The sequence below is a fragment of the Caulobacter ginsengisoli genome (assembly GCF_030814835.1).
GTDB lineage: Bacteria > Pseudomonadota > Alphaproteobacteria > Caulobacterales > Caulobacteraceae > Caulobacter > Caulobacter ginsengisoli.
In genome coordinates this window covers 52,367-76,021 of sequence record NZ_JAUSVS010000014.1, presented here as the reverse complement: position 1 = coordinate 76,021, position 23,655 = coordinate 52,367, and the positions used below count along the sequence as shown (strand labels likewise).

24 protein-coding genes are annotated in these 23,655 nt (G+C 68.4%); 11 read left to right on the top strand and 13 right to left on the bottom strand.

Annotated features, from left to right (window positions below; genetic code table 11):
* Positions 1–154 precede the first annotated feature (154 nt).
* Positions 155–676 (top strand): flavin reductase family protein, encoded by a 522-nt coding sequence (locus tag QO010_RS22850; protein WP_307352936.1) that lies wholly within the window; start codon positions 155–157, stop codon positions 674–676.
* An 89-nt stretch (positions 677–765) separates the two neighbouring features.
* A complete protein-coding gene (locus tag QO010_RS22845; RefSeq protein ID WP_307352934.1) occupies positions 766–1,938 on the top strand; it encodes an acetyl-CoA C-acetyltransferase in 1,173 nt (390 codons plus the stop codon).
* Positions 1,939–2,019: 81 nt separating this feature from the next.
* Here QO010_RS22845 and QO010_RS22840 read toward each other — a convergent pair whose 3' ends face one another.
* The 3 genes from QO010_RS22840 to QO010_RS22830 all read right to left on the bottom strand — a co-directional run bounded on the left by QO010_RS22840 (position 2,020) and on the right by QO010_RS22830 (position 5,041).
* The gene (locus tag QO010_RS22840) at positions 2,020–2,331 is read right to left on the bottom strand and encodes a hypothetical protein (protein WP_307352932.1); all 312 of its coding nucleotides are present in this window, start codon (positions 2,329–2,331) and stop codon (positions 2,020–2,022) included.
* 1 nt (position 2,332) lies between these two features.
* Positions 2,333–3,664 carry a PQQ-dependent sugar dehydrogenase gene (locus tag QO010_RS22835; protein WP_307352930.1) on the bottom strand — a complete coding sequence of 444 codons (1,332 nt, stop codon included), beginning with the start codon at positions 3,662–3,664 and terminating at the stop codon, positions 2,333–2,335.
* A gap of 63 nt (positions 3,665–3,727) precedes the next feature.
* Entirely contained in the window at positions 3,728–5,041 is a 1,314-nt protein-coding gene (locus tag QO010_RS22830) for a PQQ-dependent sugar dehydrogenase (RefSeq protein WP_307352929.1), read from the bottom strand.
* A gap of 105 nt (positions 5,042–5,146) precedes the next feature.
* Here QO010_RS22830 and QO010_RS22825 point away from each other — a divergent pair, with 105 nt between their 5' ends.
* Positions 5,147–5,599 (top strand): DUF3617 domain-containing protein, encoded by a 453-nt coding sequence (locus tag QO010_RS22825; RefSeq protein ID WP_307352927.1) that lies wholly within the window; start codon positions 5,147–5,149, stop codon positions 5,597–5,599.
* A gap of 3 nt (positions 5,600–5,602) precedes the next feature.
* Here QO010_RS22825 and QO010_RS22820 read toward each other — a convergent pair whose 3' ends face one another.
* Genes QO010_RS22820 through QO010_RS22805 form a run of 4 tightly spaced genes read right to left on the bottom strand, consistent with a single transcriptional unit; the run spans position 5,603 to position 10,284 of the window.
* Positions 5,603–6,079 (bottom strand): MerR family transcriptional regulator, encoded by a 477-nt coding sequence (locus tag QO010_RS22820; protein ID WP_307352925.1) that lies wholly within the window; start codon positions 6,077–6,079, stop codon positions 5,603–5,605.
* A gap of 42 nt (positions 6,080–6,121) precedes the next feature.
* Positions 6,122–7,657: a DHA2 family efflux MFS transporter permease subunit gene (locus tag QO010_RS22815; protein WP_307352924.1), complete on the bottom strand. Its 1,536-nt coding sequence runs from the start codon at positions 7,655–7,657 to the stop codon at positions 6,122–6,124.
* 4 nt (positions 7,658–7,661) lie between these two features.
* Positions 7,662–8,804, bottom strand: coding sequence for an HlyD family secretion protein (locus QO010_RS22810; protein WP_307352923.1), 1,143 nt, complete (start codon positions 8,802–8,804; stop codon positions 7,662–7,664).
* 46 nt (positions 8,805–8,850) lie between these two features.
* Entirely contained in the window at positions 8,851–10,284 is a 1,434-nt protein-coding gene (locus QO010_RS22805; RefSeq protein ID WP_307352921.1) for an efflux transporter outer membrane subunit, read from the bottom strand.
* A gap of 80 nt (positions 10,285–10,364) precedes the next feature.
* Between QO010_RS22805 and QO010_RS22800 the strand changes: the two genes are divergently transcribed.
* The 5 genes from QO010_RS22800 (at position 10,365) to QO010_RS22780 (ending at position 15,536) form a co-directional block, all read left to right on the top strand.
* The gene (locus QO010_RS22800) at positions 10,365–11,027 is read left to right on the top strand and encodes a TetR/AcrR family transcriptional regulator (RefSeq protein WP_307352920.1); all 663 of its coding nucleotides are present in this window, start codon (positions 10,365–10,367) and stop codon (positions 11,025–11,027) included.
* A gap of 152 nt (positions 11,028–11,179) precedes the next feature.
* Positions 11,180–12,973 carry a calcium-binding protein gene (locus QO010_RS22795; protein WP_307352919.1) on the top strand — a complete coding sequence of 598 codons (1,794 nt, stop codon included), beginning with the start codon at positions 11,180–11,182 and terminating at the stop codon, positions 12,971–12,973.
* 79 nt (positions 12,974–13,052) lie between these two features.
* The gene (locus tag QO010_RS22790) at positions 13,053–14,228 is read left to right on the top strand and encodes an aromatic ring-hydroxylating oxygenase subunit alpha (protein ID WP_307352918.1); all 1,176 of its coding nucleotides are present in this window, start codon (positions 13,053–13,055) and stop codon (positions 14,226–14,228) included.
* Between the two features lie 57 nt (positions 14,229–14,285).
* On the top strand, positions 14,286–15,134 hold the full coding sequence (locus QO010_RS22785; RefSeq protein ID WP_307352917.1) for an alpha/beta hydrolase: 849 nt from the start codon (positions 14,286–14,288) through the stop codon (positions 15,132–15,134).
* A 12-nt stretch (positions 15,135–15,146) separates the two neighbouring features.
* Positions 15,147–15,536 carry a hypothetical protein gene (locus QO010_RS22780; protein ID WP_307352916.1) on the top strand — a complete coding sequence of 130 codons (390 nt, stop codon included), beginning with the start codon at positions 15,147–15,149 and terminating at the stop codon, positions 15,534–15,536.
* On the opposite strand, the gene QO010_RS22775 is transcribed toward QO010_RS22780, so the two are convergent.
* The 6 genes from QO010_RS22775 to QO010_RS22750 all read right to left on the bottom strand — a co-directional run bounded on the left by QO010_RS22775 (position 15,507) and on the right by QO010_RS22750 (position 19,554).
* Complete coding sequence (locus QO010_RS22775) at positions 15,507–16,391, bottom strand: SRPBCC family protein (protein ID WP_307352914.1); 885 nt, start codon at positions 16,389–16,391, stop codon at positions 15,507–15,509. The two genes, QO010_RS22780 and QO010_RS22775, sit on opposite strands and share 30 nt — an antisense overlap.
* A complete protein-coding gene (locus tag QO010_RS22770) occupies positions 16,384–16,740 on the bottom strand; it encodes an ArsR/SmtB family transcription factor (RefSeq protein ID WP_307352912.1) in 357 nt (118 codons plus the stop codon). The genes QO010_RS22775 and QO010_RS22770 overlap by 8 nt, the downstream gene beginning before the upstream one ends.
* A 261-nt stretch (positions 16,741–17,001) precedes the next feature.
* Positions 17,002–17,388: an OsmC family protein gene (locus QO010_RS22765; protein ID WP_307352911.1), complete on the bottom strand. Its 387-nt coding sequence runs from the start codon at positions 17,386–17,388 to the stop codon at positions 17,002–17,004.
* A 2-nt stretch (positions 17,389–17,390) separates the two neighbouring features.
* Positions 17,391–17,576: a rubredoxin gene (locus QO010_RS22760; protein ID WP_307352910.1), complete on the bottom strand. Its 186-nt coding sequence runs from the start codon at positions 17,574–17,576 to the stop codon at positions 17,391–17,393.
* A 110-nt stretch (positions 17,577–17,686) separates the two neighbouring features.
* A complete protein-coding gene (locus QO010_RS22755) occupies positions 17,687–18,796 on the bottom strand; it encodes a ferritin-like domain-containing protein (RefSeq protein WP_307352909.1) in 1,110 nt (369 codons plus the stop codon).
* Positions 18,797–19,053: 257 nt separating this feature from the next.
* A complete protein-coding gene (locus QO010_RS22750) occupies positions 19,054–19,554 on the bottom strand; it encodes a methylated-DNA--[protein]-cysteine S-methyltransferase (protein ID WP_307352907.1) in 501 nt (166 codons plus the stop codon).
* A 117-nt stretch (positions 19,555–19,671) separates the two neighbouring features.
* Here QO010_RS22750 and QO010_RS22745 point away from each other — a divergent pair, with 117 nt between their 5' ends.
* From QO010_RS22745 to QO010_RS22735, 3 genes are all read left to right on the top strand, one after another.
* On the top strand, positions 19,672–20,823 hold the full coding sequence (locus QO010_RS22745) for a pentapeptide repeat-containing protein (protein WP_307352906.1): 1,152 nt from the start codon (positions 19,672–19,674) through the stop codon (positions 20,821–20,823).
* Between the two features lie 397 nt (positions 20,824–21,220).
* A complete protein-coding gene (locus tag QO010_RS22740; protein ID WP_307352905.1) occupies positions 21,221–23,095 on the top strand; it encodes a TOL_0244 family TonB-dependent receptor in 1,875 nt (624 codons plus the stop codon).
* Entirely contained in the window at positions 23,083–23,655 is a 573-nt protein-coding gene (locus QO010_RS22735; protein ID WP_307352904.1) for a TOL_0243 family YfiR-like periplasmic protein, read from the top strand. Before QO010_RS22740 ends, QO010_RS22735 begins: the two co-directional genes overlap by 13 nt.

The window sequence follows — 23,655 nt, the reverse complement described above, 5'->3', positions numbered from 1 at the left end:
CTCAGCCGAGGCCAGCCATGGGTCACCCAAATGACAGCCACAACATAGTTGCTCCGTCGGCTTCGCCGCCACCTCGCCCAACGGGCGAGGAATTTTGAGAGTCGGCCGATCTGCTTGGCTTGCCCAATCGCCGCCTTTTCCCCAGAAGGGAAGAATGAGCGGCGCGCACATCTTCGACCTGGATGGCAACGATCCCACGGCCGATGGCCGGGCCCTGCGCGACGCCTTCGGCTGTTTCACCACCGGCGTCACCGTGGTCACCACGCTCAACCAGGCGGGCGAGCGGGTCGGGTTCACCGCCAACAGCTTCGCCTCGGTCTCGCTGGACCCGCCGCTGGCGCTGATGTGCATCGGCCATGACGCCTCCTGCCTGCCGGCCCTGGAGGCCTCGGGCTTCTTCGCGATCAATGTGCTGCATGTCGACCAGCAGGTCCTGTCGCGGCAGTTCACCGCCAAGAACGCCGACCGGTTCGAAGGGCTGACCCCGGAGGTCTGGAAGACCGGCGCCCCGATCATCCCCGGCTGCATGGCCAATTTCGACTGCGAAACGCACTACGCTTTTGACGCGGGCGATCACCGCGTCTTTGTCGGCAAGGTGCTCAAGGTCGGCTACGATCCGGGCCACGAGCCCCTGGTTTTCCTGCGCGGCGGCTACAGGCGGGTTCACACCGACTGAAGAAAACCTGACGCTGCGTCACACTTGGCAGAACGAAAACAGCGCATTACTTGACGTTGACGTAAACAGAAACCTTCGGGAGAACGGTCATGGGTGAAGCCTATATCGTAGCGACGGCGCGCACCGCCGGGGGCCGCAAGGGCGGCCGCCTGTCGGGCTGGCACCCCGTCGATCTGTCCGCCGCCGTGCTGGACGCCCTGCTGGACCGCTCCGGCGCCGATCCGGCCATCGTCGAAGACGTCATCATGGGCTGCGTCAGCCAGGTCGGCGAGCAGGCCATCAACGTCGCCCGCAACGCCGTCATGGCCTCGCGCCTGCCGGAAAGCGTGCCGGGCACCAGCGTCGACCGCCAGTGCGGCTCCAGCCAGCAGGCCCTGCACTTCGCCGCCCAGGCGGTGATGTCGGGCTCGATGGACGTGGTCATCGCCGCCGGCGTCGAGAGCATGAGCCGCGTGCCGATGGGCACGTCCGCGGTCCTGGCCCTGAAGGCCGGCATGGGCAGCTATATGAGCCCCAGGCTGCAGGAGCGTTATCCCAACATCCAGTTCAGCCAGTTCGCCGGTGCCGAGATGATCGCCAAGAACTACGGCCTGACCAAGGACCAGCTGGACGAGTACGGCTACAACAGCCACCGCAAGGCCATCGCGGCCACCCAGAGCGGCGCCTTCAAGGACGAGATCGTCGCCCTGGAAGTCACCGGCGCCGACGGCTCCAAGGAGCTGCACACCGTCGACGAGGGCATCCGCTTCGAGGCCAGCCTGGAAGCCATGCAGGCGGTGAAGCTGCTGCAGGAAGGCGGCGCCATCACCGCCGCCACCTCCAGCCAGATCTGCGACGGCGCCTCGGGCGTCATGGTGGTCAACGAGCGGGGCCTGAAAGCCCTGGGCGTTCAGCCGCTGGCCCGCATCCACCACATGACCGTCATCGGCCATGACCCGGTGATCATGCTGGAAGCCCCGATCCCGGCCACCAAGCTGGCCCTGAAAAAGGCCGGGATGAGCATCGACGATATCGACCTGTTCGAAGTCAACGAAGCCTTCGCCTCGGTCCCCGTGGCCTGGCTGCAGTCGACGGGCGCCGATCCGGACCGCCTGAACGTCAACGGCGGCGCCATCTCGCTGGGCCACCCGCTGGGCGGCTCGGGGACCAAGCTGATGACCACTCTGGTCAACGCGCTCGGCCAACGCGGCAAGAAGTACGGCCTGCAGACGATGTGCGAAGGCGGCGGCCTGGCCAACGTGACCATCGTCGAGCGGCTCTAGGCCGTCAGGTCATTTGAGACATGGAAGCGGCGGAGGGTGACCTCCGCCGCTTTTCGTTTGCCAACTACACGGTCCGCAAACTCACTCCGTGATCTTGGCGATCAGCAGCATTTCGGCGCAACGCTTCCAGGGGTTGCCTGCGACGGGAGGCCTGAGCGGGGGGCGCCGACCCGCTTCTGCCGCTGCATTGTAAAGGAGGTCGGAGATTGTCCCGACTTCCCATCCCAGCGGGCCTGAAGCGTATTTGTATCGCTCCGGATCGGCCTCTAGCAGTGTGCGGTCAGCGTCGAAGTCGGCCGCTAGAGCGTGAAGAAAGATTCCGAGGGTCTGCTCGTCATGAACACCTTCAAGAAGCAATTCGAGGTCGGCCGGCGGCGCGGGATCACTACTCATTTCACTCGCCGCCGACTGATTTGACTGGCGTCACCCGCCAGATCACCCCTCCGACGTCATCGGCAACCAGCACCGCTCCCCGCTGATCCTCGATCACGCCCACGGGCCGGCCGCGCGCCTTGCCGTCCTTGTCCAGGAAACCGGTCAAGATGTCCCGCGCCGGGCCCGACGGCTTGCCCGCCACGAACGGAATGAAGACCACCTTGTAGCCGCTGGGCGGGTTGCGGTTCCAGGAACCGTGCTGGCCGACGAAGACGCCGCCGCGATACTGCTCGGGCAGCAGGACGCCGGTGTAGAACAGCAGGCCGAGCGAGGCGGTGTGCGGGCCGAGCGCATAGTCGGGGACGATGGCCTTGGCGACCAGGTCCGGGCGCTGGGTCTTCACCCGGGCGTCGATATGCTGGCCGTAATAGCTGTAGGGCCAGCCGTAGAAGCCGCCCGGCTTGACCGAGGTCATATAGTCGGGGACCAGGTCGTTGCCCAGTTCGTCCCGCTCGTTGACCGCCGTCCACAGCTCGCCATTGGCCGGGTTCCAGGCCATGCCGTTGGGATTGCGCAGGCCCGAGGCGAAGACCTTGGGGTCGGTGCCGTCCGGGTTCATTTGCAGGATCGAGGCGCGGCGGATCTCGGTGTCCAGACCGTTCTCGCCGATGTTCGAGTTGCTCCCGACCGAGACATAGAGCTTGGAGCCGTCCGGGGCGGCCAGCAGGTTGCGAGCCCAGTGCATGTTGATCGGCCCGGCCGGCAAGTCGAGAATCTTGACGCCCTTGGTGGTGATCTCGGTTTCGTTGTCGATGTAGTGGAATTTCAGCACCGCGTCGGTGTTGGCGACATAGAGGTCGCTGCCGATCAGGGCCATGCCGAAGGGCGAGTGAAGGCCGGTCAGGAAGGCGTGGCGGGTCTCGGCCACGCCGTCGCCGTCGGCGTCGCGCAACAGGACGATGCGGTCGGGGCTGGCTTGGCCCGCGCCGGCGCCGCCCATGATGATCTTGGCCGCCCAGCCCTTGAAGCCCTTGGGCTTGTTGGCCGGGCCGTTGGTCTCGGCGACCAGCACGTCGCCGTTGGGCAGGCGGTAGAGCCAGCGCGGATGGTTCAGCCCCTCGGCGAAGCGGGCCACGGCCAGGCCAGGCGCCGGGGTCGGCGTGGCGCCGGCCGGCCAGCCAATGGCCTTGGCGGTCTTGACCGTCGGCAGGGCCGAGGTCTGCGGGGCCGGCAGGTTGGGATTGGGGCCGTAGCCGGCGGAGGCGGGGGTGTTGCTGGCCTTGCCGCAGGCGCTGAGCGCCAGGAGGGCGGCGCCGGTCAGGAGCAGGGCGAGGGTAGGGGAGCGGCGCATGGCGGGTCTCGTTGTGGACCCGAATGGGTAGCTCGCCCCGCTGCGGGTGTCACCCTGCCCAAATCAGGCGGCCGGCGTGACCCGCCAGACGGTGTTACCGACATCGTCCGCCACCAACAGCGCCCCGGCCTTGTCGAGGATCACGCCTACGGGGCGGCCCATCGCCTGGCCCTTGTCATCCAGGAAGCCGGTCAGGACCGGCTCGGCCGGGCCTGAGGGCATGCCGCCGGCGAAGGGGACGAAGATCACCTGGTAGCCGTTGAACTCGCCACGGTTCCACGAGCCATGCTGGCCAATGAAGGCGCCGTTCCGGTAGCGGGCCGGAAAGAGGCCTGCGTCGTCGAAGGCCAGGCCCAGCGAGGCGGTGTGGCTGCCCAGCGCATAGTCGGGGACGATGGCGCGGGCGACCAGGTCGGGGCGGCGGTCCTTCTCCTTGATCCGCGTATCGACATGCTGGCCGTACCAGCTGAACGGCCAGCCGTAGAAGCCGCCGTCCCTGACCGAGGTCATGTAGTCGGGGACCAGGTCGTCGCCGATCTCGTCCCGCTCGTTGACCGTGGTCCAGAGCTGGCCCGACTGCGGCTGCCAGGCGAGGCCATTGGGATTGCGCAGGCCGGAGGCGAAGATGCGCCGGCCCGAGCCGTCCAGGTTCATCTCCAGGATGGCGGCCCGCTCGACCTCCTTGTCCAGGCCGTTCTCGCCGACGTTCGAGTTAGACCCGACGGTGACGTAGAGCTTGGTCCCCTCGCGATTGGCGATGATGTTCTTGGTCCAGTGATGGTCGATGGGAAAGGCCGGCAGGTCGGCGACCTTGCGGCCCGGGCCGCTGAGGCTGGTCGCGCCGGGGCGATAGTCGAAGGCCAGCACCGCGTCGGTGTCGGCCACGAACAGGGTGTCGCCGACCAGGACCATGCCGAACGGCGATCTCAGGCCGCTGAGGAAGACCTGCCTGGTCTCGGCGACGCCATCGCCGTCGGCGTCGCGCAGCAGGGTGATGCGTTCGGGGCTGGGCACGCCGGCCCCGGCCTTCTTCATCACCTTGCCCATCACCCAGCCTTTGATATCGCGCGGCTTCTCGGGCGGACCGTTGGTCTCGGCGACCAGCACATCGCCATTGGGCAGGCGGTAGAGCCAGCGGGGATGGGTCAGGCCCGTGGCGAAGGGGCGGACCGCGAACCCCGGCGCGGCGGTCGGGGCAGCGCCGGCCGGCCAGCCGACAGCGGGGGCGATCTTGACCTTGGGAATGAGTTGTTTGCGCGGCTCGGGGAGCTGGGGCCGGGGACCAAAGCCGGCGGCAGGCGGCAGGGCGGCGTGCGCCGAACAGGCGGACAGCGCCAGCAGCGTGGCGCCGATCAACAGTGTCTTGCGGTGTGTCATGACCGCAGGCGAACGGTCGCAGGCGAACCCGGTTCCGCGAGCGCCGGAAAACCGCCATCCTGCTCATTCATGGACAGTTCAGCCCCAGCCAGCCAAAAGCCTCTCATGAACCGCCTCTGGATCTTCTCCGCCCTCGCCGCCGCCGGCGTCGCCACCTCGGCTATCGGCGCCGACACGGCCACCATCCGCCCCGGCTACTGGGAGAGCACCAACAAAGCCCAGTTGGTCTTCACCCAGGTGACCAACGAGAAGCGCTGCCTGACCGCCAAGGACGTCGAGAAGTTCCAGCAGGGCCCCAGCAACCGCCACTATAAGTGCACCTATCCGTATCGTTCGGTGGGCGGCGGCAGGATGAGCTTCAAGGGCACCTGCGTCGACAAGAAGGGCCGCAAGGTCGATGTCGTGGCGAACGGCAGCTATTCGCCCGATCGTTTCCAGATCACCGCCAACCTGAGCGGCAAGCTGGCCGGCGTGCCGCTCTCGGCTACCTTCAGCACCAACGCTCACCGCATCGGCGACGTCTGCCCGCCACCCCCGCCCAAGCCGGCCAAGAAGTAGGCTTCAGGGGCCGTCCTCATCGTCACCGAAGGCCTGCCGCAGGTCGCGCAGGATCTTTTCCAGCCGGGCCGGTGCGACTGCGGCCTGGGCGTCGACGGTCAGCTCCACGCCAGTGGCGATGCGATAGCGGCGCAGCAGTTGAGGGATGTTTCCGCGTTGCCGCCACTGCTCGACCATTGCCGCTCGTTCGTTGCGGCCACTCCAGACGGCCAGGACGCTTTCGACGCTGGCGCCGGTCTCAGCCAGGGCGCCCTTCAGCTCGATCAGATAGTCGCCGATGGTGTCGAGGTCGTTGCCGGCCTGCTGCAGGGCGCGGATCAGCTTCAGGCGGGTCAGGTGATCGTCGGTGAAGTGGGCCCCGCGCCCGCGTCCCGCCGGCGGCGGCAGCAGACCCTCCTGCACATAGTAGCGGACCGTGCGCTCGGAGACCCCGGTCAGGGCCGCCAGGTCGCGGGCGGTATAGCGATCATCCTCCGGCATGGCTGAATAGTGACAGTACGCTGTCGTATTGTCACTGTCTGATTAGTGGCCGCCCGCCTGCACCATCCCCGGCGGCGGCTTGGGAGCCAGCCAGACCACCATCGCGGCGATGACGAAGACCACCACGGTGATCTGCATCATGTGGTCGGTGGCCAGCATGATGGCCTGGCCCTGGGTCAGGGCGTCGACCTGGCGCACCGCCTGATCGCCGGTCAGGCCGATGGCCCCCAGCTTGTCGACCGTCCCCTGCGAGTCGTTGAGGTTGTCTACCAGGGCCGAGCGGTCGCGGGTGGCCGACTGGTCCCACAGGGTGGTGATCAGCGAGGTGGCGAAGGCGGCCGACAGGGTGCGCAGGAAGTTGGAGAGCCCCGCCGCCGAGGCGGTCTCGTGCGGCTCGACGGCCGACAGGGCGATCTGGTTGGTCGGGATGAAGAAGAAGGGCATGGCGAAGCCCTGGGCCAGGAAGGTCAGGGCGATGGACCAGGAGCCCATGGTGGTGGTGAACTGCGACCGCGCCAGGGTCACCGCGGCCAGCCACAGGACGCCGAACGACACCAGGGCGCGGTGATCGATCTTGCCGACCAGCTTGGCGACGATCGGCGACATCACCACCGCCAGCACCCCGCCCCAGCCGGTGACCAGGCCGGCCTCGGTGGCCGTGTAGCCCAGGTTGGTCTGCAGCCAGAGCGGGATCAGCACGATGCTGGCGAAGAAGGCCCCGAAGGTCAGGCTGATGGTGATCACCGCGCTGGTGAAGCCTCGATGGCGGAAGACCCTGAGGTCGACGATGGGCTCGGCGGCGGTCAGCTCCCAGATCAGGAAGGCGATGAAGCCGACCACCGCGGTGATCGCCAGGCCGATGATGAAGGGCGAGTCGAACCATTCCAGCTCCTTGCCCTTGTCCAGCATGATCTGCAGCGATCCGACGAAGGCGATCAGCAGGATGAGGCCGATATAGTCGATCCGCCGCTTGACGATCTGGGTCTCATGGCCGGCCAGGATCCGCGAGGCGAAGAAGGCGACCGCGGCCGCCACCGGCACGTTGATGTAGAAGATCCACTCCCAGCCGACGGTGTCGCACAGCGAGCCGCCCAGGATCGGGCCGACGATGGGGGCCACGACCGTGGTCATGCTCCAGATGCCCATGGCCTGGCCGCGTTGCTGCGGCGGGAAGATGCTCATCATCAGGGTCTGGGACATCGGCATGATCGGACCGCCGCAGAGACCCTGCATGACCCGGAACAGCACCAGGAAGCCGAGGCTCGGGGCCAGGCCGCAGAGGGCCGAGCAGATGCCAAACCCGATCAGGCCGAACAGGAAAACCTTCACCGCTCCGAACCGCGCGGCCAGCCAGCCGGTGAGCGGCACGGTGATGGCCTCGGCCACCGAATAGGAGGTGATGACCCAGGTGCCCTGGTTGGGCGACACGGCCAGGCCCCCGGCGATGGTCGGCACCGAGACGTTGGCGATGGTGATGTCCAGCACCACCATGAAGTTGCCCAGGGCCAGGAACAGGGCGGCGAGGATCAGCGAGGTCCCGGTGAGCGTCGGGACCGTCGGTTGGGCGGCGTGGCTCATCGGACTAGCGGGTCACGTCGATGTCGGCCTTCATGGAGAGGCCAACGCGCAGGGGATGGGCGGCCAGTTCCTTGGGATCCAGGCTGACGCGCACGGGAATGCGCTGCACGACCTTGACCCAGTTGCCGGTGGCGTTCTGGGCCGGGATCAGGGCGAAGGACGAGCCGGTGCCGCCGGCCAGGCCCACGACCTTGCCGTGGAACTTCACCCCGCCGCCATAGAGGTCGCTGGTCAGCACGACCGGCTGGCCGATCCGCACCTTGCGCAGCTGCACCTCCTTGAAGTTGGCGTCGACATAGGCGGTCTGGATCGGCACCACGCTCATCAGCGCCGCCCCCACCTGCACGCGTTGGCCAACTTCGATGGTGTTCTTGGCGATCACCCCGTCGACCGGGGCGCGGATGACGGTGCGCTCCAGGTCCAGCCGGGCCTGGGCGACCCGGGCCCGGGCGGCGGCCACCTCGGGATTGTCGGCCAGGCTGGTCCCGGCGATCAGGGCGGCGGCCGACTGTTGCTGGCCGCTGGCGGCGGCCTGCTGGGCCCGGGCCTGGGCCAGGGTGGCGCGGGCGCCGTCGAGGGCGGCCTGGGCGTTGGTCAGGGCGGACTTGGCGGTGGTCAGCTCCTCGCCGGAGATCGCGCCGGTCCCGGCCAGGTTCTGGCGGCGGCCCAGCTCCGCCCGGGCCTTGTCGACATCGGCCTGGGCGCTCTGGACCTTGGCCTGGGCGCTGGAGACGTCGGCCCCGCGGGCGGCGGTGGTCGCGGCGGCGGCGGCGGTGTTGGCGGCGTACTGGTTGACCCGACGCTCGGCCTGGCCCAGCGCGGCCTCGGCGCTGGCGAGCGCGATGCGGTAGTCGGTGGGGTCGAGGACGACCAGCACGTCACCCTTGTGGACGAACCTGGTGTCGCCGACCGGGGCGCTGATAATGGCGCCGCTGACCAGGGGCGTCACCTGGGCGGTGCTGGCCCCGACATAGGCGTTGTCGGTCGAGACGTGGTGGGAACTGACCAGCAGCCAGTAGAAAAAGTAGACGATCCCGCCCAGCAGGACGGCGACGCCCAGCAGGGTCAGCAGACGGTTGCGGCGCTGGCCGTTCTTGGGGTTGGCGGGATTGCCGCCAGCGGGCGGGGCGGAGGTTTCGTTGGCCATGGATGGCTCCGGCAAGGCGTATCGGATCGGGGAGGGGAGGAAAAAGTCAGTTGGCGGTGAAGCCGCCGCCCAGCGCGCGGACCAGGGCGATGTCGGCGGTGAAGGCGCGGGCCTGCAGCTCGGCGACGGCCCGGCGCTGGGTCAGGACATCGTTCTCGGCGGTGAGCACGGCGACGTAGTTGGAGAGGCCGTTCTCGTAGCGCAGGCGGGCCAGCTTCCAGGCGTTCTCGCCAGCGGCCAGGGCCTGTTGGCGGCTGGCCAGCTGGTCGGCGACCGAGCGGCTGGTCGCGGCGGCGTCGGCGACGTCGCGCAAGGCGCCGGTCAGCGTCTCGTCATAGGCGGCGACGGCGGCGTCATAGTCGGCGCGCGAACCCTTGTAGGCCGCCTTGAGCTTGCCGCCCTGGAAGATCGGCAGGCGCAGGGCCAGGCCCAGGTTGCCGATATTCGACTGCGGCTGGGTCAGCAGATCGATGCCCAGGGACTGGCGGCCCAGATAGCCGCTCAGGTCGATGTTCGGATAGAAGTCGGCCTTGGCCACATCGATGCGCTTGGACGCTGCCTGGGCCCGCAGTCGGGCGGCGACCAGGTCGGGCCGGCGGCCGATCAGGTCGACGGCGAGATTGCTGGGCAGGCCAAAGGGCTTAAGGGCGGTCGGGCCGGGCCGGGCGATGTCCAGGCCCCGGTCCGGGCCGGCGCCCAGCAGGGCGGCCAGCCGGTGGCGGGCGATGTCGATCTGCTCGTCCAGCGCCGCCAGGTCGGCCCGGGCGGCGGGGGTGGCAGCCTTGGCCTGATCGAGCTCGGCGTTGCTGTCGAGGCCGTTCTGCACCCGCTGGGCGACCAGGTCCTCGACCTGCTGGCGCACCTTCAGGGCGCCCTCGGCCGCGTCACGCTGGGCATAGAGGCGGGCCAGGTCCGCATAGGCGCCGGCGACGGCGGTGGAGAGGGTCAGCCGCACCTGGGCGGCGTCGGCGCGGGCGGCTTCGGCTTCGGATGTGGCCGAGGCCAGGGCGGCGCGGTTGCGGCCGAACAGGTCCAGGTCCCAGCTGGCGTCCAGCGTCACCCGGCCGTTGTCCTGATAGCCCTGCGGCAGCTGCTGCTGGATGAAGGGCGGATAGCCCATGTTGCGGCTGGATTCGGTCGTCGCGACCTGGCCGTTGGCCGAAACCTGGGGCAGCAGGGCCGAGCGGGCCGTCCCGACCTGGGCGTCGGCCTTGCGCATCCGCGCCTGGGCCTGGGCGAGGCTGGGCGAGGTCTTCAGCGCCTCCTCGATCAGCTGGCTCAGTTGAGTGTCGCCATAGGCGGTCCACCAGCTGTCCTGTGGCCAGTCGGCGACCGGCGCGGCCAGGCTGCGGACGCTGGCCAGGTCGGCGGCCGCGAGGGGCTTGGGCTTAGGCCCCAGGTCGGGTGTCGAGACACAGCCAGCGAGGGCCAGAACGATCGCCAGCGCCGAAACGCCGCGAAGAGACGAGGAGAGAGTCATGCGTCAATCTGCAAATTTGACCGTACCGTACGGTCATGACATATTCCCAAAATCGCCAACGTCAAATTAAATCTGCGCCCATGACCGAAAGTTCCGCCGCCACGGCCCCAGCGTCCGCCCGGTTCCAGCCCAGCGCCGCCCGCAGCGACCAGCGCCGCCGCGCCATCCTGGCCGTGGCCGGGGACGCCTTCCGCCAGGACGGCTATGCGGCGACCTCGATGTCGTCGATCGCCGCCCGGCTCGGGGGCTCGAAGGGCACGCTGTACAACTACTTCCGCTCCAAGGAGGAACTGTTCGCCGCCTTCATGGAGGACATCTGCTCCGAGGACGTGCTGCCGCTGTTCGCCAGGCTGCCGCAGGCGGGGGAAGACCTGCATGACGGTCTGATCGAATTCGGCTGCGCCTTCTTCGAGTTCATCACCTCCGAGCCGCGCACCAGTATCTACCGGGTGGTCATCGCCGAGGCCGGCCGCTTTCCGGAGCTGGGCCGCATCTTCTACGAATCGGGTCCGCAGATCGGCGAGCTGCGGCTGGGCGATTATTTCGAGGACCTGATGGCGCGGGGGGTGATCTGCCAGACCGACCGCACGCTCATCGCCCGCCACTTCAAGGAGCTGTGCCTGTCGGGCATGCACCAGATGCGCCTGATGGGCGTCGTGCCGGAACTCGACGACGCCGCCATTCGCAAGACGGTCGCCGCCGGGGTGGAGGCCTTCCTTCGGGCCTATGCGCCGGAGGCGTGAAGCCGGCCGCCGGCCGCAAACTGTGATCACACGATGGTGACCACGACCCGGTGGTTTTAACCAAAATCGTCTGTCTAGGTTTACCGCCGAACGCGGGTCTCCCGGGGGCGTGGGGCGGCGTTCCTGTGTGTTCAATTGGCAGGAGCAACCCCATGGCCCTCATAACCGGTACGCCGGACGACGATACGCTTGTCGGCACGTCAGGCGACGACACCATCACAGGCGAAGGCGGCAACGACAGCGTGTCCGGCGCTGGCGGCGCCGATGTCATCGACGGCGGCGACGGCGACGATTTCCTGCGCGGCGGCGCGGGCGACGACACGCTGATCGGCGGCGACGGCGACGACCTGTTCCGGGGCAATGCCGGGACCGACAGCTACGACGGCGGAGCCGGGACCGACCGGGTCAGCTTTTTCGACGCGGCCTCGACCCAGGGCGTGGTCGCCGACCTGCGCACCGGCGTCATCGCCAATGACGGCTTCGGCAACGCCGAGACCATGACCGGCATCGAGGACCTGGGCCTGGGCACCCGGTTCGCCGACACCTTCTACGGCAACGACGGCGCCAACTTCATGCTGGTCGGCGGCGGCGACCATATCGAGAGCTTCGGCGGCGACGACAGTTTCCAGGTCCATGACGCCCCGGCCTTCCTGGATGGCGGCGACGGGATCGACAGCATCACCGGCTTCACCCAGCAGCGCTTCGTCGATCTCGACAGCGACGGCCTGGCCGATGAAGACCTCACCACCAACGGCGTGGCGGTAAACCTGCAATCCCATCTCATTCAGGACGACGGTTTCGGCGGCTCCGGCCAGATCTTCAACATCGAGAACGTCGCGGGCTCCGCCGGGGACGACGCCCTGATCGGCGACGGCGCCGCCAATCGCCTGGATGGACTGGACGGGGCCGACATCCTGCGCGGCGGCGGCGGCAACGACGTCATCCATGGGGGCGCCGGCGACGACCTCCAGCTGGTCGGCGACGCCGGCGACGACCAGATCTTCGGCGACGAGGGCGACGACCTGATGCGCGGCAACAGCGGCGTCGACCACTATGATGGCGGCGACGGCTTCGACCGGGTCAGCTTCTTCGCCATGGACGCCACCCAGGGCGTGGTGGCCGACCTGCGCACCCAGACCATCGCCAACGACGGCTTCGGCAACGCCGAGACCATGGTCTCGGTCGAAGGCCTGGGGGCCGGCACGATCTTCGCCGACCTCTTCCATGGCGACGACAGCCACAACCTGCTGTTCGTCGGCAAGGGCGACAAGGGCTACGGCTATGGCGGCGACGACACCTTCGTCTTCAACGACGCCGCGGCCCTGGCCGACGGCGGCGACGGGATCGACACCATCGACTCGTTCAGCGAGGTCCGGCTGATCGACGCCAACCATGACGGCATCGCCGAGCAGGATTTGGCCACCCATGGCGTCGTGGTCGACATGAGCCAGAACAAGATCCTGGACGACGGCTGGGGCGGCAACGGCAAGATCAAGAACTTCGAGAACCTCGGCGGCTCCAGCTTCGCCGACACCCTGATCGGCGACAACGGCGACAACATCGTCTCCGGCCATGATGGCGACGACGTGCTGAGCGGCGATGCGGGCGCCGACACCCTGCAGGGGGAACTCGGCGCTGACTCCCTGGACGGCGGCAAGGGCGAGGATCGGCTGATCGGCGGCCTGGGCGACGACATCCTGACCGGCGGCAAGGACGCCGACGTCTTCGTGTTCGGGGCCGGCGAGGGCCACGACCGGGTCACCGACTTCAAGAACAATGTCGACCATATCGAACTCTCAGGCATCGCCGGGGTGGACGACTTCTCCGACCTGTTCTTCTCGGTGGTCGCCGGCAACGTGGTGGTCAGCTGGGGGACGGGCGACAGCATCGTGCTGGAGGGTTTCACCCTGGCCAAGGTGTCGGCCGACGACTTCCTGTTCAGCTGAGCGGGACGCGGGCGGGCCTCCGGGTCCGCCCGCGTCCCGGCGGCTGGACGCCCGCGGCGAAGCTTGAGACAATCGCGGCATGGCCGATCCCGTCCGCTTTCCCGCCTCCACAGAAGCTCCGCGTCAGGACAGCGACGATTGGGGCCTGCCTGGCTGGATCTATCACGACGAGGACTTCTTCCGGGCCGAGGTCCAGGCGGTGTTCCGGCCCAGCTGGCAGATCGTCTGCCACCAGAACGACATCCCGAACCCCGGCGACTTCCACACCCTCGACTTCCTGGGCGAGAACATCGTGGTGGTGCGGGGCGACGACGGCCTGATCCGCGCCTTCCACAATGTCTGCCGCCACCGCGCCTCGCGGGTGGTCGATGGGCCGACCGGCAATTGCGGCCTGCGGATGACCTGCCCCTATCACGCCTGGAGCTATGACCTGCGCGGCCGGCTGGCCGGGGTGCCACTGAAGCGCGACTTCATCGACTTCGACACCGAGCGGTTCGGCCTGGCGCCGGTCGAGGCCGAGGTCTGCCTGGGGTTTGTGTTCATCCGCCTGGAGCCGGGCCTGCCCAGCGTGCGCGACATGCTGGGCGAGGCCTATCTGGCCGAGATGGCGCACTACCGCATGGAGGAGCTGCAGCCGCTGGGCCGCGTCACCCTGCGGCCCCGCGACGTGAACTGGAAGAATGTCTCGGACAACTACTCCGACAGCCTGCACATCACCGTCGCCCATCCGGGCCTGACCCGGCTGTTCGGGGCCAGCTACGGCCTGGAGGCCGGGGACTGGGTCGACAAGATGTGGGGCGTGCTGCGCGAGGCCCCCTCCGACAACTGGTCCGAGCGGCGCTACCAGGCCATGCTGCCGGACGTCGATCACCTGCCGGCCGAGCGCCGGCGGCTGTGGACCTATTTCAAGCTCTGGCCGAACATCGCCTTCGACATCTATCCCGACCAGGTCGACTTCATGCAGTTCATCCCGGTCTCGCCGACCCGGACGATGCTGCGCGAGATCGCCTATGTCCTGCCCGACGACCGCCGCGAGATGAAGGCGGCGCGGTATCTGAACTGGCGGATCAACCGGCGGGTCAATATCGAGGACAAGGACCTGATCGAGCGGGTCCAGGCCGGGATGGGCTCGTCCAGCTTCACCGCCGGGCCGCTGAGCCGCGGCGAGGTGGCGTTGCGCAGCTTCGCCAGGCGGATGCGAGGGCTGATCCCGCAGAGCAGACTGGACCGCGCCCCGCCGAAGGGCTGGGCCTGACGACCCCAGGCCTGGGGTAAACCAGATCGCGCCGGCGCGCGTATTGCGTCCGTGCTCATGCCCAGACGCCTCTTTGCCGCCGCCCTCGCCTCGCTCGGCCTCGCCGGCTGCTCGACCGTCGACGTCCTCAACCGCATCGAGCCCAGGACCGGGGTCGAGATCGTGCGGGATGTCGCCTTCGGTCCCGGCGCGCATGACCGCCTCGACATCTATCGTCCCAGGTCCGGCGGGCCTGGACCGGTCGTGGTCTTCATCTATGGGGGCAGCTGGAACAGCGGCAGCCGCTCGATCTACGCCTTCGCCGGGTCCGCCCTCGCCAGCCATGGCTACACGGTCTTCATCCCCGACTACCGGGTCTATCCCGAGGTGAACTATCCGGTCTTCCTGCAGGACAATGCCCGCGCCGTGCGCTGGGCGCGCGATCATGCCGGCGACTACGGCGGCGATCCGGCGAGGCTGGTGCTGATGGGCCATTCGGCGGGGGCCTACAACGCCGCCATGCTGGCCTACGACCGGCGCTGGCTGGCGGCCGTGGGGCTCGACCCCCGTCGTGACGTCAAGGCGTTGATCGGTCTCTCGGGCCCCTACGACTTCCTGCCGCTGCACAGCGATGAGCTGAAGATCATCTTCGGCCCCGAGGACCAGCGCCCGGCCACCCAGCCCATCAACTATGTCGATGGCGAGGGACCGCCGGCCTTCCTGGGTGTCGGGATCAGGGACAGTGTCGTCAATCCCGGCAACACCGCCCGCCTGGCCCAGCGCATCCGTGACAAGGGCGGCTTGGTCGAGACCCGGCAGTACGGCCGCGTCACCCACGCCATGACCATCGGGGTCTTCGCCGCGCCGCTGCGGGGCGTCGCCCCGGTCCTGCGCGATGTCGAGGCCTTCATCGACAGCCACACCTGACGGAGTAACGCCATGAAGCCCGCCCTCATCGCCATCGCCCTGCTCGCCGCCGCCACTCCCGCCATGGCGGCCGACGCCTCGCCGGCCGGAACCTGGCGCGTGTCCGGCTCCGTTAGCGGTTTCAAGTTCGAGCTGCGCTGCGTCTTCCAGCAAGCAGGCGAGCGTCTCACCGGGACCTGCACGGACCTGGCCACCAACAACCCCAAGGCCCCGCCCAAGTCGGCGCCGCACGCCCTGACCCGCGGCTCGGCGGCGGGCGGTCGGATCGGCTGGACCTACCAGTCCAGCTTCCTGGTCCAGAAGTTCGACGTGACCTACAGCGGCGCCCTCACCGGCGACACCATGAGCGGGACCATCCAGGCCAACGGCGCCTCAGGCCGCTTCACCGCCCGCCGCGAATAGCCGGGCCAGGGCGACCAGGAAGTCCTGCCAGCCGTACGGATAGTCGCCGATGTCGGCGGGCCGCTCGAAGGTCCCATGCGTCAGGGTCACCCGGGTGCCGCCGGCTTCGTCGGTCAGGGTCCAGGAGACGGTGGTCACCGGCGCCCCGGGCTCCAGCCGCCAGTCGGGCCAGTCGGTGACCAGCTTCTCGTTCGGAACCAGCTCCAGGATGCGGGTCGGCCCGCCGGTCACCGGCCGGCCGTCGACCTTGTATTCCCAGCCATAGCTCATCTCGCCCCCGACCCGCGGCTCGACCCTGGCGGCGCTGGCGATCCAGCGGTTGAGAATCTCGGGGTCGATCAGGGCCTGGAACACCCGCTCGCGCGGGGCGGCGACGAAGATCGACTGGCGAACCCGCGGCGCGGGATCGGTGAAGTCGGGCAGGTCGACCGGCTGGCCGATCAGATGGGTCTTCAGGGCGCCGGTATGGAAGCTCCAGAGGTCGGTGATCAGCGACTTCGCCCGGCCGATCGCCGGGGCGACCGGGAAATGGTGGCGCACCTTCCAGATCGCGTCTCCGGCCGTCTTGGGATCGCCCTCTATCCGCCAGTCGACCTGGCTCGGCTGGCCCTGCACCGTCCAGCTGAAGGTCAGGCCCTTGCCGGGTTCGAACCGGCTCAAGACCTGGTCCGCCTCAGCGGCCGTCGGCGTCGAGTAGCTGGAGCGGCCCCAGAACCGGAACCGGCCCGCCGCCGGGTCGATGTCGGCGTGTTCGGCGAACCAGCCGGCCAGTTCGGCCGGATCGGTCAGGGCCTGGAACAGCCGCGTGGGCGTGACCGGCATGGCGGCCTCGAACGCGTGGGTCAGTTCAGTCATGGGAGTCCTCCCCTTCGGCGGCGAGGTCGGCCTCGACCACGCTCTTGAGATCGCTCAGCCGCGCCGCCCAGTAGAGGCGGTAGGGCTCCAGCCAGGCCGCCACCTCGGCGAGGGCGGCCGGTTCGAGGGCATAGATCCGGCTCTGGGCGACCTGCCGATGCCGCACCAGGCCCGCCCGGCTCAGCACCCCGACATGCCGGGCGATGGCCGGCCGGCTGACCGGAAACCGCCGGGCCAGCTCGCCCGCCGCCAGCTCACGGCCGCGCAGGGCGTCGAGAATGGCCCGGCGGGTCGGGTCGCTGATGGCGTGAAACACCGCCGGGTCGCGCAGCTGAGTCTTCGTAACCATCTTGTTACATAAGCACGCGCGCGGCGCCATAGCAAGAAGAACTCCTCACCCGTAGGGGGAGGACGACCGCGCCAGAGCGCGGTCCGGTGGGGGTCTTCGGGCAGGGGCGTGGCTTTCGCCGATAGCTCTCGGGCGCCTTGCAATCCGCCCCGGCGAATCCGGATAGTCCCAGCCCTCGCCCAAACACCCCCACCTGGCCGGCCACGGGCGCGCTCGCTGCGCGCCTCGGGCGGGCCGTCCGCCCCCTACGGAGGCGGAGTTTCAGGCGAGGGTGGTGGTGATCGCAACCCCGCCCTTGAGGGCCAGGGTGACCGGCGTGCGTTCGGCGATGTCGGCCAGCCGCGCGCGCTGGGCCTCGTCGAGATCGCCCTGCAGGGTCAGGGCGCGGGTGATCGAGCGCGCCTCGCCCTCGGCCCGATAGTGTAGATCGATATCCACCGCCTCCAGCGGCCAGCCCTTGCGCTCGGCGTACATCCGCAGGGTGATGGCGGTGCAGGAGCCGAGCGAGGCCAGCAACAGCTGGAAGGGCGAGGGCCCGGCGTCCTCGCCGCCCAGGGCCGCCGGCTCGTCCGAAATCAGGCTGTGGCGACCGGTGACGATGTCGGCCGCCCAGTTGGTCAGGCCGATATGAACCTTGGCGAAGGCCATGCTCAGAACTCCAGTTCGCCCATGTCGAAGTCGCTCTTGGGCGTCCCGCAGTCGGGGCACACCCAGCTGGCCGGCACGTCCGCCCAGCGCGTGCCGGGGGCCAGGCCTTCGTCGGACGCGCCGACGGCCTCGTCGTAGATGTAGCCGCAGGTGCGGCACTGCCAGGTCTTGTAGGGAAGCTCGTCCATGATCGGTCTCGCGGGCTGGGACGGCGATCAGACGCCGCGGTGGCGTCGCAGGCAAGAAAAAGCCCCGGAGTGTCGGGCTCCGGGGCTTCTCCCGCGCGATCTGGAGGCGGCTACTCGGCGGCCATGAGCTGGCTCTTGGTGGGCAGCGGCTTCTCCAGGGTCGCCCAGTCGATCAGGCCGTCATGGACGGCGTCCTCGAACTTCAGCACCCCCAGGGCCTCGAATTTGGGCCGCACGCTCTCCGTGAGCAGCCCGATGCGCTTGAGGTTGGGAATCATCCGTTCGAACAGGAAGTCGCGGAAGGCCTGGCCGCTCTGGGCGTTGTGGTTGATCTCGCGGGCCTCGTCGCGGGTGAAGCCGAATTCCATGGCCACCTCCGTGCTGAACAGCCGCTCGCGCATGATCACGCAGGCCTCGTAGGCGAACTGAGCCCGCTCCTCGATCTCGTTCTCGGGCAGGGCGCGGATCCAGTTTTCCAGATAGTTGACCCCGAAGGCCACATGCCGGCCCTCGTCGCGCATCACCAGCTCGACGACCTGGCGCAGCAGCGGGTCGCGGGTGGTCTGGTGCATCGACTGGAAGGCGGCCAGGGCCAGGCCTTCGATCAGGATCTGCATGCCGATGAACTTCAGATCCCAGCGCGGATCGGTCAGCACCTTGTCCAGCAGCAGCTTGAGGTTGGGGTTGATCGGATAGATCAGCTTGCAGCGCTCGGTCAGGTATTTGTGGAACACCTCGACATGCCGCGCCTCGTCGAAGGTCTGCGAGGACGCATAGAGCTTGGCGTCATAGGTCGGGGCGCAGGAGACCAGCTGGCTGGCCACCAGCATGGCGCCCTGCTCGCCGTGCAGGAACTGCGACAGGGTCTGGGCGTGGCTGCGCCAGGCGAAGTCCAGCTTCTGCTGATCGGTCAGGGCTTCGTATTTCGGGTGGCCGGCGAAGGCGTTGAGCCGGGCGTCGTTGGGGGCCTCGGTATGGGGGAAGGGGACGTCCCAGTCGACGTCCAGCTGGGCGTCCCAGTTGAACTTCTTGCCCAGCTCATAGAGCTTGCGGATCTTGGCGTTGGCGTCCTGGTAATCCCAGTTGTAGCTGCCGGTCAGCGGGGTGTTGAAGATCTCCCGCACCACCTCGACATCGTCGGGGCTGAGCCTGTGGGTGAGTTCGTTGTCGAACTCGCGGATTTCCTGCGGCGGTTCGGTAACCAGCTTGACGTTGAGCATAGGCGTTCTCCGGGTTGGCCGGCCGCGAAGTTGACGCCGGCGTCATTTTTTGTGCGAGCGAAAACGCGCCGTCGGGGCGGCGCGTCGAAAGCTCAGCGCTTGGTGGTGGTGGTCAGCAGCGAGACGACGAACAGTGTCAGGGCAAAGACGCTGAACGCGCCGATGACACCGTAGAGGTAGAGGGTGGGCAGCGGCATGGCGGGTCTCCAGAAACACCGCCATCCTGGCCCGTCAGGGCGGCCCAGCCTTGATCTGCGTCAAACCCCGACGCCCTCGTGATTCAGCAGCCAGGCCTTGCGCTCGAGCCCGCCGCCATAGCCGGTCAGCGAGCCGTCCGAGCCGATCACCCGGTGGCAGGGCACCACCACGCTGACCGGGTTGGTCGCATTGGCCAGGCCCGCGGCGCGGATGGCGCTGGGCCGGCCGATGCTCTGGGCCAGGCGCCGGTAGGTGAAGGTCGCCCCGACCGGGATGGTTCGCAGTCTCGTCCAGACCTCTTGCTGGAACGGCGTGCCGCCAGTGTCCACGGCCAGGCTGTCGATGGCGGTAAGGTCGCCAGCGAAATAGGCCTCAAGAGCCAGCCGGCCGGGGGAGGGCGAGGACCGGTCGTCGAGGGTCGCGCCCTTCAGCGCCGGCGCCATGCGGTATTCGCGGTCCGACCAGTTGGCTGCGCGCAGGGCGCCGGCCTCGTCGGTGATCAGCAGGAACTCGCCGACCGGGGTGGCGAACCGCTCGCGCAACAGGGGAATGGCCTTCATGCATCGACCCTAGCGCATCGGAAAACGCCGGGCTGGCCGTTTTCGGACGCCGATCAAAGTCGATCTATGCCTGCTGTTGCTCAGTCTTCTTTCAACAATTGCCGCCATAGATACGGAATGTCGGTTCGCAGCCTGAAAACCCGCGTCGAAGCCCGCAATGTGCGGATGGACCCCACCCGGTTCCAGGCGATGCTGCGCGCCCATGAGGCCTTCGCCCTGGGCAAGGGCGGGGCCCGCGCCCTGCCGCGCTATGTCGATCTGCCGGATGTGCGGTGCGACCGCCGGCTGCTGACGGATATCGATTTCACCGGCTCGGACCTGTCGGGCGGCAGCTTCGTGGGCGCCGACATGACCCGCGCCTCGCTCTACTGCGCCAACCTCTCGCGTTGCAATTTCAGCGAGGCCAGGCTGGTGCGGGCCGATCTGCGCGGCGCGGCCTTCACCGGCGCCAAGCTGGAAGCGGCCAATCTGGACGGGGCCGACATGCGGGCCGCGGTGCTGTGCGCGGCGGACGACGAGAAGGGCCTGACCCTGATCGGCGCCCTCGCCGACAAGGTTATGGCCAGCCTGGTCGGCGCGCGGCTGAACGGCGCCGATCTCTCGGACGCGGCCGCTTTCGGAGTCGATTTCGCCAACGCCTCGCTGCGCGGCGCCCGGCTGCGCAACGCCAACTTCAAGAACGCCCGCTTCGACGGCGCCAATCTCGACGGCGCCGACCTGATGGGCGCCCGGCTGGCCGGCGCGCGGTTTCAGAACGCCATACTGACCGGGGTCGATGTCGCCTCGCTGGGCCTGCCGCCCGAGGCGCTGTCCGGCTGCCTGCTCGACCCCACGCCGGAGGCCAAGGCGCGACTGGACGATATCCGCCACGAACTCGACCAGGCCGATCGCTGGGTCTCCACCCACGGCGGCGAGGGCCACCCGGCCATGCTGGACGGCCTGGACCTGCGCCCGGCCGCCACCCAATTCGCCGCCCGCCTGCTGGCCGGCCTGACCGCCCGCTACAGCGTCGCGGTCGGGGTCAGCTTCATGGACGCCCAGCTGCAAGGGGCGGTGTTCGACGGCGCCGACCTGCGCGGCGCCGACTTCAGCCGGGCCGATCTGCGGGGCGCGTCGTTTCGCGGCGCCAACCTCTCGCACGCCATCTTCCAGGCCACCGATCTGTCGACGCTGGGGAACAGCGGCCCGGCCAGGTTCGATGGCGCGACCCTGGACGGCACGGGCCTGGTCCGGGCCGCCAAGGCGCCGCGAGACACCGTCGAAATCTAGTCGCCTACCATGACGGCCGCCTCTTGTGCGGGCAACTTTCGAGACATATACCCTGGCGTGTCGTCCGGTGATGGAATCAGCAATGTCGATGAGTTTGCGCGCCGCGATTCTCGGCGTTCTCCGCCAGCCGAGACGGTTCATCACGAAGTGTTGGTCAATAGTTAACACGCGTTTACTCAATCGAACGCCAAGTCTGATAGTAAGCTTGCGGCGACGTCTTGATATGGCTGTTTGACGAAGCGATCCGCGGCGAAGCTAATCTGGCGAGCTGGCTGTATACGGGGTTGGACACATGGGGCGACCGGATCTGGGAGCCGTCGTAGCGCGAGGTTGCTCCTCCGTCCCGCTCGTCATTGCCCTCGCCCTATCGATCCACGCGACGCCGGCGGTTGCCGAGATGGTGTCCGCGCCCGAGACCCTGGCCGATCTTCGCCAACTTTCGATCGAGGACCTGGCCAATGTCGATGTCTCGTCGGTGTCGAAGACCGCCCAGCCGCTGAGCAATGCGCCGGCCGCCATCTATGTCATCACCCGCGACGACATCCTCCGGTCCGGGGCCACGACCCTTCCGGAGATCCTGCGGCTGGCCCCCAACCTGCAGGTGGCGCGGATCACCGCGACGAGCTACGCCGTCTCGGCGCGCGGGTTCAATGGCAGCGCCGCCGACAAGCTGCTGGTGCTGATCGACGGTCGCAGCGTCTACACGCCGTTTTCCCATGGCGTGTTCTGGGACAGCCAGGACGTCCTGCCCGAGGACATCGACCGGATCGAGGTGATCAGCGGGCCGGGGGCCACCCTGTGGGGCGCCAACGCCGTCAACGGGGTGATCAACATCCTCACCCGCCGCTCGTCGGAGACCCAGGGCGTGAGCCTGCGGGCAGGCGGGGGCGACCGGGAGCAATTCGCCAGCCTGCAGTATGGCGGGACGCTGGGCGACGGGCTCACCTACCGGATCTACGCCGACGGCATGCGCCAGACCGGGAATGAGACCGCTACCGGCCAGGACGCCCGCGACGGCTGGAGCCGCCGTCAGGCCGGCTTCCGCCTGGACTGGTCGGGCGCGGACGATCTGATCACGCTGCAGGGCGATGTCTATAAGGGCTCCGAGGAGCAGGCGACGGCCCCGCTCTTCGCCGACCTCGCCAACTCCGGCGGCAATCTGATGGCCCGCTGGACCCGCACCCTGTCGAGTGGCGGGACGCTCCAGGTCCAGGCCTACTACGACCAGATCGAGCGGTCGGTTCCCGGGCGCTACCGTGACACCCTGCGCACCTATGACCTGGATGTTCAGCACAGCTTCTCCCTGGGCGGACGGCATCAGATCGTCTGGGGCGGCGGCTATCGTCTGACCGAGGACGACTTCCCCATCGCGCCCTCGCCGCCGAAAACCCAGTTCTTCGATCCGGTGAGCAGCCGCCAGACCCTGACCAACCTGTTCGCCCAGGACGCCATCACGCTCACCCCGACCCTGACACTGACGCTGGGACTGAAGCTGGAGAACGAGCCCTATGTCGGCCTCGAGCCGCTGCCGAACCTGCGCCTGGCCTGGAAGCCGACCAATACGACGCTGCTCTGGCTCGGGGTCTCGCGGGCGGTCCGCTCGCCTTCGCGTCTGGATCGGGACTTCGTCGAGGTCCACGGCGCCACCGTCTTCCTGACCGGACGCGATTTCCAGTCCGAAAGCCTGGTCGCCTATCAACTGGGTTATCGCGGCCAGCCCTCGGCCCGCAGCTCGGTCTCGGTGTCGGCCTACTACAACGTCTATGACGACCTGCGCAGCTTCGAGCTGACCGGCGGCGGCCTGCCGATCGTGTTCGCCAACCGGATGGAGGGCGAGGCCTATGGGATCGAGGCCTGGGGCGCCTATCAGATGACCGACTGGTGGCGGCTCAGCGGCGGCTTTACCTGGCTTCACAAGGATCTGCGCTACCGGCCCGGCTCCGCGAACCTGGTTTCCACCGATATCGCCGGCAACGACCCCGACTATCAGGCGTCCGTCCGCTCGATGATGGATCTGGGGTCCGGGGTAACTCTGGACCTGGACGTGCGCCGGATCGGCGAACTGCCGGACCCGGTTTCCCCCGCCTATACCGAACTGGGCGCGCGGGTGCGCTGGGCGGTGTCGGACTCGGTCGAGATCGCCCTGACCGGCGTCAACCTGCTCAACGATCGTCACCTGGAGTTTGGCTCGGCCAGCGCCAACGTGCAGCTGGGCGCCACCGGGATAGAGTCCGCCCGCAGCGTCTCGGTCGACCTCAGGTGGAGGTTCTAGCCATAGCCCTCCCGCCTCAACTCGATCGACGCGCTCTGGTCCTGGGCCTGGCCGGCCTGGTGGCCGGCGGCGCGCCCGCGCGGGCGTGGGCCGGCGTCGACGAGACCGCGGTGAAGGCGACCTATCTCTACAAGTTCGCCCCCTTCATCGAATGGCCCGCATCGACCTTCGCCTCGCCGACCAGCCCGCTGCATATCTGCGTCCTGGGCGACGATGCTTTCGCCGGGGTGCTGGAGCAGGCGGCCATGGGCCAGCGCCTGGACGGGCGGCCGATCATGGTCAGGCGGCTGCGCACCGCCGACAAGCCCACAGGCTGTCACATCCTCTATCTGGGCGCCGGCGCGGCCAAGTCGTCGGGCAATCTGCTGCGCGTCCTGAAAGGTTCGCCGATCCTCACTGTGTCCGACCGGGGCGGCGACGGCCAGGGCGCGATCATCCAATTCCTGGTCAAGGACGGCCGGGTCCGGTTCGGCGTCGATCTCGCGGCGGCCAACGCCAACGGCGTGACCATCAGTTCGAAGCTTCTAAGCCTGGCCGTTCTGGTCAAGCCCGGAGCCTGA

Coding starts and splice junctions, on each gene's coding strand:
- QO010_RS22850 (WP_307352936.1), top strand. CDS start 155: ATGAGCGGCGCGCACATCTTCGACCTGGATGGCAACGATCCCACGGCC.
- QO010_RS22845 (WP_307352934.1), top strand. CDS start 766: ATGGGTGAAGCCTATATCGTAGCGACGGCGCGCACCGCCGGGGGCCGC.
- QO010_RS22840 (WP_307352932.1), bottom strand. CDS start 2,331: ATGAGTAGTGATCCCGCGCCGCCGGCCGACCTCGAATTGCTTCTTGAA.
- QO010_RS22835 (WP_307352930.1), bottom strand. CDS start 3,664: ATGCGCCGCTCCCCTACCCTCGCCCTGCTCCTGACCGGCGCCGCCCTC.
- QO010_RS22830 (WP_307352929.1), bottom strand. CDS start 5,041: ATGACACACCGCAAGACACTGTTGATCGGCGCCACGCTGCTGGCGCTG.
- QO010_RS22825 (WP_307352927.1), top strand. CDS start 5,147: ATGAACCGCCTCTGGATCTTCTCCGCCCTCGCCGCCGCCGGCGTCGCC.
- QO010_RS22820 (WP_307352925.1), bottom strand. CDS start 6,079: ATGCCGGAGGATGATCGCTATACCGCCCGCGACCTGGCGGCCCTGACC.
- QO010_RS22815 (WP_307352924.1), bottom strand. CDS start 7,657: ATGAGCCACGCCGCCCAACCGACGGTCCCGACGCTCACCGGGACCTCG.
- QO010_RS22810 (WP_307352923.1), bottom strand. CDS start 8,804: ATGGCCAACGAAACCTCCGCCCCGCCCGCTGGCGGCAATCCCGCCAAC.
- QO010_RS22805 (WP_307352921.1), bottom strand. CDS start 10,284: ATGACTCTCTCCTCGTCTCTTCGCGGCGTTTCGGCGCTGGCGATCGTT.
- QO010_RS22800 (WP_307352920.1), top strand. CDS start 10,365: ATGACCGAAAGTTCCGCCGCCACGGCCCCAGCGTCCGCCCGGTTCCAG.
- QO010_RS22795 (WP_307352919.1), top strand. CDS start 11,180: ATGGCCCTCATAACCGGTACGCCGGACGACGATACGCTTGTCGGCACG.
- QO010_RS22790 (WP_307352918.1), top strand. CDS start 13,053: ATGGCCGATCCCGTCCGCTTTCCCGCCTCCACAGAAGCTCCGCGTCAG.
- QO010_RS22785 (WP_307352917.1), top strand. CDS start 14,286: ATGCCCAGACGCCTCTTTGCCGCCGCCCTCGCCTCGCTCGGCCTCGCC.
- QO010_RS22780 (WP_307352916.1), top strand. CDS start 15,147: ATGAAGCCCGCCCTCATCGCCATCGCCCTGCTCGCCGCCGCCACTCCC.
- QO010_RS22775 (WP_307352914.1), bottom strand. CDS start 16,391: ATGACTGAACTGACCCACGCGTTCGAGGCCGCCATGCCGGTCACGCCC.
- QO010_RS22770 (WP_307352912.1), bottom strand. CDS start 16,740: ATGGTTACGAAGACTCAGCTGCGCGACCCGGCGGTGTTTCACGCCATC.
- QO010_RS22765 (WP_307352911.1), bottom strand. CDS start 17,388: ATGGCCTTCGCCAAGGTTCATATCGGCCTGACCAACTGGGCGGCCGAC.
- QO010_RS22760 (WP_307352910.1), bottom strand. CDS start 17,576: ATGGACGAGCTTCCCTACAAGACCTGGCAGTGCCGCACCTGCGGCTAC.
- QO010_RS22755 (WP_307352909.1), bottom strand. CDS start 18,796: ATGCTCAACGTCAAGCTGGTTACCGAACCGCCGCAGGAAATCCGCGAG.
- QO010_RS22750 (WP_307352907.1), bottom strand. CDS start 19,554: ATGAAGGCCATTCCCCTGTTGCGCGAGCGGTTCGCCACCCCGGTCGGC.
- QO010_RS22745 (WP_307352906.1), top strand. CDS start 19,672: ATGTCGGTTCGCAGCCTGAAAACCCGCGTCGAAGCCCGCAATGTGCGG.
- QO010_RS22740 (WP_307352905.1), top strand. CDS start 21,221: ATGGTGTCCGCGCCCGAGACCCTGGCCGATCTTCGCCAACTTTCGATC.